Genomic DNA, 8315 nt, shown 5'->3' on the forward strand with positions numbered 1-8315 from the left:
ACAATAGCGTCAGGCCTCACCATTACAACGGTGGGTTGACGCCGGAAGAATCAGAGAACAGATACCGTTTTTACTGTAAAACCGTGGCCAATATTACTTGACCACTACAGTTCATTTTCCATCGTTTTGTTCCGGGCAGGCGCTGGCGTTCTTTAATCTGCCTTATGGCAGCAGCAAGTTCAGAGGCAGGAACGATCTGTTCCCCAGCAGTCACCGCAGTAAGACTTCCCTCCTGGTATTGCTTGCGCCAGAGAAGTAACTGGCTGCTACACCATGTTGCCGGGCAACGAGGGAGACCGTCATTCCTGGTTCAAAGCTCTTCTGAACATTAGCGATCTTTTCCTGTGCAGTATGCCGTCTGAGTTTCTCCGGTCCTGAGGCATCAATCATCTGTTTTCCAATGACCAGTCTAAAAACTAATATTAAGATTATCACTTATTTAAGTGATATTGGTTGACTGGAGATTCAGGGGGCTAGCCTATCCGGGAAAGTTCACTCACTTTGAATGAAGTAAATATTAAGTATCACATTTTGTGATGTAGCCATTATTTTTATAAAAAATCACCTGATAGGATTTATCATAAGTTAATGATAAGCAGAGTATTGATAGATGAGCAAGAAGAAGTTTTCTGTTGAGAATGAAGATCTCTCTACTGTTCGTACATCACTTCTTAATTCCAACCTTGTCCGGAAGTTGATCATGGAAATGTCTGATGAAGACTTCAATCAAGTTAAGGATAACCTTGAAAAGGCCATTGAGCAGCGTAATGAGTTGAAGGATTCTTTGGCAATTATCAAAAAGTACATGGATGACGCAGGTGTAACGGCGGAAGATGTGTATCGTGAATTTGGCAAAAAATTACAGACGGGCAGAAAAAACGATTCAGGAGAGTCTAATAAGTACAGGTATGAGTATAACGGTCAAATAATGTACTGGAGTGGACAAGGTCGTCGGCCTTCTGTTATTGCAGAAGCAATAAAAGCCGGAGGTTCTCTTGATGATTTTCTTATATCTCAGGGCACATCATCATCTTGTTCTGATTATGAGTGATACATCTAATCGGTTGAATGTTGCTGTAATGCTCGCTTTTGATGCTTATATGGCAGCGTTACCGTTTATTGTTTTAGTTACAAATTGGTCGTCATGGACATAACCTGAAATTATAACTGTCATCGGGTCTTTCAAGTTGCTTATGCATATAACGCCAGGGAGGAAAACGAGAGTTAAAAAATTGAACTGTTCTCATAGAGACTGTAATTTAAATTGTGTAATTGCCGGTTTTGATATGTTCACTCCAACAACGTAGACAAGTAGATTGTGGACGAAAAGACGCTTAAAGTCCTTGCGGCTGAACTGGCTAAAGGCCTCAAAACCGGGGCCGATCTCAATCAGTTTTCCCGTATGCTGACGAAATTAACTGTCGAAACGGCGCTTAATGCGGAACTCGGTAACGGCTGCAGATGTTCCTGCTCTGGTGTATGCTCAGCATCCTGTTTTGGTGCGGCGAAGACATGGAAGCGGCGGGAGAACCCCAGCGTATTAACCGCAAAGTTAACTTTGCACCGTTGCCCGGCAACCTCCACCTCAACTTCGCCCTAGTCGTGCTGGAGCTGGTATCCAGGCTGAGTTTCGAAGCGAACTGTTCTTTTTGACGGACGCATTTTACGTTTGGGCTGGATGTAGTAACGCAGCATGGAACGTCCGCCCGTATAACCCATTGCCTGACCGTTCGTTCAGAGCAACCAATCTGAGTCGCAATATCGACAATGTACGCGCCCTGCTGGCGCATTTGCTTTATCATGTAAAAGTCCTCTCTGCTCAGCATGTTGATGTCATTTCTGGTGTGAGAACCTTAAGGAAACAACATGTTGGGTGGAGCGGAAAATCCAAATGGTGACCGTCTTATTATCGCTGGCGCTGACACCTGAGCGATCACCTTTAATATGGTAGCAATTACACTGAATTACTTACAGATTCGTTATAACGAACCTCTGTACATAATTATGAAACAGATTTGTATTTACATAAAACATGGATATTTTTAATTTAGGTTTATTACTATTATTATACTCACTCCCTTTTTGATATAATCTCTATTGTTATTTATTTCCTGTCTTCACTCACTCTCAATCTTTACATATTCCATTAGTATTACTCTTGTTATCGTATTCACTCCATCCCCCAATCATAATTACTGTAACTCATATGATATTCAGATAAGCTATTCTCTACTACGCTATTGCTAATATCCATCTGTTATCAGTCTTCACTGAAACAGCAATTGATCTTAATCTTATTTATCATGAACTGTATTTACTTAACGATAATTGTTTATCTGAAGTGTTTTAACTATTCTGGTGAACATCAATTCTTTTGTCATCACTGATTAACTGAATGTTTACTCTTTGATACAGTATCCATGATTCCGTCATGTTTAACAGAGCTGGATAAACAACAGAATCAACAGAGTGAATTCCTGATTATGTTTGTTTCGGGTTGTATTGTTTAAGATGCAGGGTAAAAATCATGCCAGTGGTATTTTTTACTCTGGTAATGTGTGCGGTTAACGTTCATGTCCTTAAGAACAGATTGGATGAGGGCGTATAAGTTTATTGCGTTGGCTTTGTACACGTTTTTTTTAGAACCACTGAGAGCAAGTTTGTAGTTTATGATGTGATTGGCCGTAATGCGTTTCTTAACCTCCAGTTAGTGGGGTTTTAGCGCGTATTTTACAGTATTTCGTGATGTTTATTGATTCTGTATTTTATTCGCTCCTCGTTTATCTCATCTCTTTAGCAAATACCATCAGATAATCCATTTCTTTCTGCATAATGCTGCGTATCGTTAATAACCCGTCGTATTCATTCTGCTACAGCATGCCTGATAAATACCATCTGTAAGTTATTACCGTTTTAGATCTGATTATGAGCGAAAGCATTAATTCGCTCACAGAGCTTAAAACATCATTAACTTTCAGGAGTCATCAACATGCCTAAATCTTATACACCAAACTGGTTTTTTACCGCTTTACTTGACAATCACATCAATCAAATGATGGCACGCTATTCCTGCCTGCGGGCCTTACGCATGGATTTCTTCTACAGGAAAGATACGCCTGATTTCTTACAACCTGATCATCGCTGGCTTGAATTGCAGTTGCGTATGCTGCTGGAGCAGGTGGAACAATTTGAAAATATCGTTGGCTTCTTCTGGGTGATTGAATGGACGGCTGATCATGGTTTTCATGCGCATGCGGTTTTCTGGATCGATCGTCAGAGAGTTAAAAAAATATATCCCTTTGCGGAGCGGATTACGGAATGCTGGCGGTCTATTACGCATAACAGCGGTTCGGTGCACCGTTGTACATATCAGCCGCATTATACATACAACATCAACATCCCCGTGCGTCATAACGATCCCGGGAGCATCGATAATATTCGCGGTGTCCTGCATTATCTGGCGAAAGAAGAACAAAAAGACGGGCTGTGTGCCTACGGTTGCAATGAAGTTCCTGAACGGCCTGCTGCAGGGCGTCCTCGTAAGCCTCACTTCTGAAGCTTAAGGCCTGAGCCTCCGCTCCTGGAAACACTCCGTCGGTAAAACCTTACCGCCTTGATTAATGATGTGAACCGAAGTCAACGGAGATCATTCACCCTGAACCTGCATCCAGTGTTCTTTCCCTTATCTTCCCGTTCTGCTTCAGTTTTTCACTTATTCCATCAATCTCATCCGCAAGCCATAACACGTCAGTTCATTCACGGGTAGGACGCATTGTGGGTTGCGCATAACGGAACATATCTTATGAATGCTATTCCTTATTTCGACTATAGCCTGGCCCCCTTCTGGCCGTCTTATCAGAGCAAAGTTATCGGCGTCCTTGAGCGTGCGCTGCGTGAGCAGTCCGGCTCCCGGATACGGCGGATCCTGCTTCGTCTGCCGTGTGAATATGACAATACCTTCAACAGCAGAACGACCTGGTTTGGTATGGATTTTATCGAAACCGTCAGTGCGCTGATGAATGCAACACCCGGACGTGACCTCTGCTGGCTCCTGACCCGTCATCCTGAAAAGCCGGAATACCACGTGGTGCTGTGTGTCAGACAGGAGTATTTCGATGGCCCTGAACTGGACCGGCTGATTCTGGATGCCTGGAGCAACGTACTGGGTTTCGCGTCACCAGGTGAAGCAAAGCCGTACCAGAAGCAGATCACCCGGGATGTGGTATTGGACAGTCGTTCACCGGACTGTGAAGACATCCTCAAAGAGTTGATATGGGCGTTCAGCGATTTCGCCCGCGATCGTCGTGGTGTGTGCGATCCGGAAGCCCGTTGCCTCGCCGGTAATCCCGGCTATCCCGGATCTGCAGGACCGTTCTGAAAGCTCGGTTCAGCATCTTTCCCTGCATTCGCACAAACTTCATAAATCTCACAAAGGACATTCTGACCATGTTGACCACAACAAGCCACGACAGCGTGTTACTGCGTGCCGACGATCCCCTGATCGACATGAACTACATCACCAGTTTCACCGGCATGACCGATAAATGGTTTTACAAGTTGATCAGTGAAGGCCATTTCCCGAAACCCATCAAGCTGGGCCGCAGCAGCCGCTGGTACAAAAGTGAAGTGGAGCAGTGGATGCAGCAGCGAATCGAGGAGTCACGAGGAGCAGCAGCATGAAACGTGTTGTAATGCCGGTACGCTGGCAATGTACAAAATGCTGGCGCTGGTATTGTGGAACCCGGCCCTGCCCCTGGTGCTGGCGACACTCCCGCTTATCTTTCCGCTGACACCCTCCAGTCAGCCAACTGTTTGTACCTCTTTCCTGACTGATTCGTCATTCCATTCTTATTGATTATAACTGGCATTACACCGGTGCTGGCGTGCTTTCCTGCGTATCTGCACCGGTTTAACAAAATTCAACGGGGATAAAATAATGCAGATAACCGAAGCATTACTTGCAGAGCCGGGAGACATCCGGCGTTTTGTTCAGCAGGCGGTGGACCACTGGCCACATCTGTTGGCATTTCGTTTCACTCTCCGTTCGGCAGAAGGAAGCATCAACGGGCAACAGATTCAGGTATTCTGTACTTCTTTTTACCGACAGGTGCACGAACGTATTACTGAGAGTAATCACATGCTCAGTCCATCATCGCCGGTGGTATTACGCTGGTTGCGGGAACAACATGGAGGGGCAACAATACGATGCCTGTTGCTGCTCAGCCAGGATCTTTTCTGCCATCCGCGAGCCAGTGCCACGGTTGATGAAGCATGTTCACAACTGGTAGATTTACTGCAACAGACCTGGCAGGTGATAAGCGCTGGCGGACAATGTCGGGTGGAAAGGTGTTTTCGGGTTGCCCGGCCTGATACATCAGAGCAATACGTTGCCTTAAAAACTGCTGTTCAGTCCCTGATGTCACTGGTTATTGCAACAATTATCCGGTGATGGCCGGGAGAAATATCGACAACAACATTGGTGGAAACGCATTACGCTGGGTGGCCGTTGGAAGAAAAGCTATCTTTTTTTCGGCTCTGATCGTGGTGGAGAAAATGCGGTAATCATCTACAGTCTGCTGATTACCTGCAAGCTGAATGGTGTGGAACCGGAATCGTGGCTATGTGAAGAGATCATAAGGATCAATAATCCCTCATCGAACAGGGGGTATGAACTACTGCTCTGGAACCTCTCTCCTGTAAAATAAACCTTACACTACGTACTTCCCTAGCACTTACATAGAAAAAGTTAAGTTCCCGGTTGATCGAATGGATACGATTTGCTGATCGGACTTCGATGCCAATCCGTGATCGAATAGAGCGGGATATGCAGTTATCGCTCACCGAGGGAATATCTGTGGCTGCGGATCAGTAATTGCTTAAAATCAATTTGACAATATTTATATTTGATGTAAATGATAAAGTGGTATATGCTTAACTAAAATTAAATGTATCTCTTCTTGAAGAGAGTTTTTTATTTCTACTGTTTGGAGTCTTATTGATATTTTTAATTGTTATAGCAAAGAATTCACTATGAAGGTATGTATATGAGAGATGATCCAGGTAAAGTAAAGGAGTATGTAAGGCGTAAAGTTGATTTGTATATTTTATCATTAGCTATTTTGTTTTGTTTTTTTATTTTTATCACAATAAAGCTCCCTGTTTGTCTTGGTGCGCAATGTAAGTCTGTTGGCTGGCTTTTGTTATTGAAAAACAATATTGTCCCATTAATCTGTTTAGGGTTGCTTTTATATTGCTGGATTGCCTACAAAAGATTTAAATATGACACAAACAAAAGTGTAGAACTCCCAATGGAAATAACAAAAATTGAAAAAATAAACTATGAACATCTTACTTTTTTAGCTACGTATATTATCCCATTGATTACATTTGATTTTGAAAAAGAAAGATATGTAATCGTTTTGGCGGTTCTCTTGATAATAATGGGGGTGATTTATATTAAAACGGATTTGTTTTACGCCAACCCCTCCCTGGCTTTATTGGGATTTAATATTTATAAATTGAACGTTAGTATAACAGGTGGAGTTAATAAATCAGGGATAATATTGATTACGAGACGGCAGTTAAAAGAAAATGACATGGTTAGCTATATAGTGCTTGATGAAAGAGTTTACTATTCTGGAGATTAAGGATTAAATATGTCACCGCAGAAATTAGATAAAAAAGGTTTAGATGATAATTTAAGTTATTATATTAATAATAAAAATGACGTTTCTGTTATAGTTTATGCCATTCTTAAAAATAGCCCAATAGCATATAGAATGGATATCGAGGGGAGTGCTCAAAATGGCTTAAAAGAGTTATTTTTAGACAGCCTAAAAAGAAATATTATTGATAATCATGAGCTTGGTGTTTTATCCCTTTCGTCGGCGGATGAAAGAAATAATGTTATTTATCATTACGATATTGAATGGCCAGACGAGTTAACTTCCATGCAAAATATGCTTGGACAGCAAGGAGAGCCTGTTTTTGATTTCAACGTGCAAAATATTGAAGATATTAGAGTGTTGTTAATTTGCATTGGTAATGCTCAACAACAAATTATACTTTATAAAACAATGGCCCCAGTCAATATTTTCTCTCGCACTGGTTTTTTTCTAAAAAAATCCGCAACAAGACTTGAAGAAATAAAGGATGACTTTTTTCGAGTTAGTGATAACTTTCAAATTATCAAAGTCGAAAACAATTTATATGTAATAGACCTTAAATTAATAGAGAAAATGTTTTGTTTTCATGATGTTATCAAAAAAGAAGCCATGCTTGGCACTGAGAGATCCCCTCATAATTTCCCCAAAGCGTAACCATGTGTGAATAAATTTTGAGCTAGTAGGGTTGCAGCCACGAGTAAGTCTTCCCTTGTTATTGTGTAGCCAGAATGCCGCAAAACTTCCATGCCTAAGCGAACTGTTGAGAGTACGTTTCGATTTCTGACTGTGTTAGCCTGGAAGTGCTTGTCCCAACCTTGTTTCTGAGCATGAACGCCCGCAAGCCAACATGTTAGTTGAAGCATCAGGGCGATTAGCAGCATGATATCAAAACGCTCTGAGCTGCTCGTTCGGCTATGGCGTAGGCCTAGTCCGTAGGCAGGACTTTTCAAGTCTCGGAAGGTTTCTTCAATCTGCATTCGCTTCGAATAGATATTAACAAGTTGTTTGGGTGTTCGAATTTCAACAGGTAAGTTAGTTGCTAGAACCCATGGCTCCTTTGCCGACGCTGAGTAGATTTTAGGTGACGGGTGGTGACAATGAGTCCGTGTCGAGCGCTGATTTTTTCGGCCTTTAGAGCGAGATTTATACAATAGAATTTGGCATGAGATTGGATTGCTTTTAGTCAGCCTCTTATAGCCTAAAGTCTTTGAGTGACTAGATGACATATCATGTAAGTTGCTGATAGGTTTCCAGTTTTCCGCTCCTAGGTCTGCATATTGTACTTTTCCTCTTACTCGACTTAACCAGTACCAACCCAGCTTCTCAACAGATTTATACCATGGCACTTTAAAGCCAGCATCACTGACAATGAGCGGTGTGGTGTTACTCGGTAGAATGCTCGCAAGGTCGGCTAGAAATTGGTCATGAGCTTTCTTTGAACATTGCTCTGAAAGCGGGAACGCTTTCTCATAAAGAGTAACAGAACGACCGTGTAGTGCGACTGAAGCTCGCAATACCATAAGTCGTTTTTGCTCACGAATATCAGACCAGTCAACAAGTACAATGGGCATCGTATTGCCCGAACAGATAAAGCTAGCATGCCAACGGTATACAGCGAGTCGCTCTTTGTGGAGGTGACGATTACCTAAC

At 42.5% G+C, this 8315-nt stretch carries 9 protein-coding genes and 4 pseudogenes; 10 read left to right on the top strand and 3 right to left on the bottom strand.

What is annotated here, in order from left to right:
- Positions 1 to 107 precede the first annotated feature (107 nt).
- Positions 108 to 390: pseudogene (locus ACJHWR_RS24670) on the bottom strand (transposase); the annotation flags it as partial.
- Positions 391 to 700: 310 nt separating this feature from the next.
- Here ACJHWR_RS24670 and ACJHWR_RS24675 point away from each other — a divergent pair.
- The gene (locus tag ACJHWR_RS24675) at positions 701 to 1051 is read left to right on the top strand and encodes an H-NS family nucleoid-associated regulatory protein (protein ID WP_001342701.1); all 351 of its coding nucleotides are present in this window, start codon (positions 701 to 703) and stop codon (positions 1049 to 1051) included.
- 267 nt (positions 1052 to 1318) lie between these two features.
- Positions 1319 to 1447: pseudogene (locus ACJHWR_RS24680) on the top strand (IS256 family transposase); the annotation flags it as partial.
- A 23-nt stretch (positions 1448 to 1470) separates the two neighbouring features.
- Here the strand turns inward: ACJHWR_RS24680 and ACJHWR_RS24685 are convergent.
- Positions 1471 to 1826: pseudogene (locus tag ACJHWR_RS24685) on the bottom strand (IS21 family transposase); the annotation flags it as partial.
- A gap of 1163 nt (positions 1827 to 2989) precedes the next feature.
- Between ACJHWR_RS24685 and ACJHWR_RS24690 the strand changes: the two are divergent.
- The 8 genes and pseudogenes from ACJHWR_RS24690 to ACJHWR_RS24725 all read left to right on the top strand — a co-directional run bounded on the left by ACJHWR_RS24690 (position 2990) and on the right by ACJHWR_RS24725 (position 7319).
- Positions 2990 to 3556: an inovirus-type Gp2 protein gene (locus tag ACJHWR_RS24690; protein ID WP_001126809.1), complete on the top strand. Its 567-nt coding sequence runs from the start codon at positions 2990 to 2992 to the stop codon at positions 3554 to 3556.
- A gap of 246 nt (positions 3557 to 3802) precedes the next feature.
- Complete coding sequence (locus tag ACJHWR_RS24695) at positions 3803 to 4378, top strand: hypothetical protein (protein WP_000991596.1); 576 nt, start codon at positions 3803 to 3805, stop codon at positions 4376 to 4378.
- Positions 4379 to 4446: 68 nt separating this feature from the next.
- Positions 4447 to 4680 (top strand): helix-turn-helix transcriptional regulator, encoded by a 234-nt coding sequence (locus ACJHWR_RS24700; RefSeq protein WP_000958492.1) that lies wholly within the window; start codon positions 4447 to 4449, stop codon positions 4678 to 4680.
- A 28-nt stretch (positions 4681 to 4708) separates the two neighbouring features.
- On the top strand, positions 4709 to 4855 hold the full coding sequence (locus tag ACJHWR_RS24705; RefSeq protein ID WP_000277549.1) for a hypothetical protein: 147 nt from the start codon (positions 4709 to 4711) through the stop codon (positions 4853 to 4855).
- Positions 4856 to 4936: 81 nt separating this feature from the next.
- Positions 4937 to 5449, top strand: coding sequence for a hypothetical protein (locus ACJHWR_RS24710; RefSeq protein ID WP_001167442.1), 513 nt, complete (start codon positions 4937 to 4939; stop codon positions 5447 to 5449).
- Positions 5450 to 5463: 14 nt separating this feature from the next.
- Positions 5464 to 5705, top strand: a pseudogene (locus ACJHWR_RS24715) (transposase); the annotation flags it as partial.
- A 339-nt stretch (positions 5706 to 6044) separates the two neighbouring features.
- A complete protein-coding gene (gene kwaA / locus ACJHWR_RS24720; protein WP_001204062.1) occupies positions 6045 to 6647 on the top strand; it encodes an anti-phage protein KwaA in 603 nt (200 codons plus the stop codon).
- 9 nt (positions 6648 to 6656) lie between these two features.
- Positions 6657 to 7319 (top strand): Kiwa anti-phage protein KwaB-like domain-containing protein, encoded by a 663-nt coding sequence (locus ACJHWR_RS24725; RefSeq protein WP_000074846.1) that lies wholly within the window; start codon positions 6657 to 6659, stop codon positions 7317 to 7319.
- Here ACJHWR_RS24725 and ACJHWR_RS24730 read toward each other — a convergent pair.
- Positions 7298 to 8315, bottom strand: a 1018-nt coding sequence (locus tag ACJHWR_RS24730; protein WP_087758836.1) for an IS4-like element ISVsa5 family transposase, incomplete at its 5' end; no start/stop codon positions are given. The genes ACJHWR_RS24725 and ACJHWR_RS24730 overlap by 22 nt on opposite strands.

The organism is Escherichia sp. WS568 (assembly GCF_046486085.1).
In the GTDB taxonomy this organism is placed as follows: domain Bacteria; phylum Pseudomonadota; class Gammaproteobacteria; order Enterobacterales; family Enterobacteriaceae; genus Escherichia; species Escherichia coli.

Coding starts and splice junctions, on each gene's coding strand:
- ACJHWR_RS24675 (WP_001342701.1), top strand. CDS start 701: ATGGAAATGTCTGATGAAGACTTCAATCAAGTTAAGGATAACCTTGAA.
- ACJHWR_RS24690 (WP_001126809.1), top strand. CDS start 2,990: ATGCCTAAATCTTATACACCAAACTGGTTTTTTACCGCTTTACTTGAC.
- ACJHWR_RS24695 (WP_000991596.1), top strand. CDS start 3,803: ATGAATGCTATTCCTTATTTCGACTATAGCCTGGCCCCCTTCTGGCCG.
- ACJHWR_RS24700 (WP_000958492.1), top strand. CDS start 4,447: ATGTTGACCACAACAAGCCACGACAGCGTGTTACTGCGTGCCGACGAT.
- ACJHWR_RS24705 (WP_000277549.1), top strand. CDS start 4,709: ATGTACAAAATGCTGGCGCTGGTATTGTGGAACCCGGCCCTGCCCCTG.
- ACJHWR_RS24710 (WP_001167442.1), top strand. CDS start 4,937: ATGCAGATAACCGAAGCATTACTTGCAGAGCCGGGAGACATCCGGCGT.
- kwaA (WP_001204062.1), top strand. CDS start 6,045: ATGAGAGATGATCCAGGTAAAGTAAAGGAGTATGTAAGGCGTAAAGTT.
- ACJHWR_RS24725 (WP_000074846.1), top strand. CDS start 6,657: ATGTCACCGCAGAAATTAGATAAAAAAGGTTTAGATGATAATTTAAGT.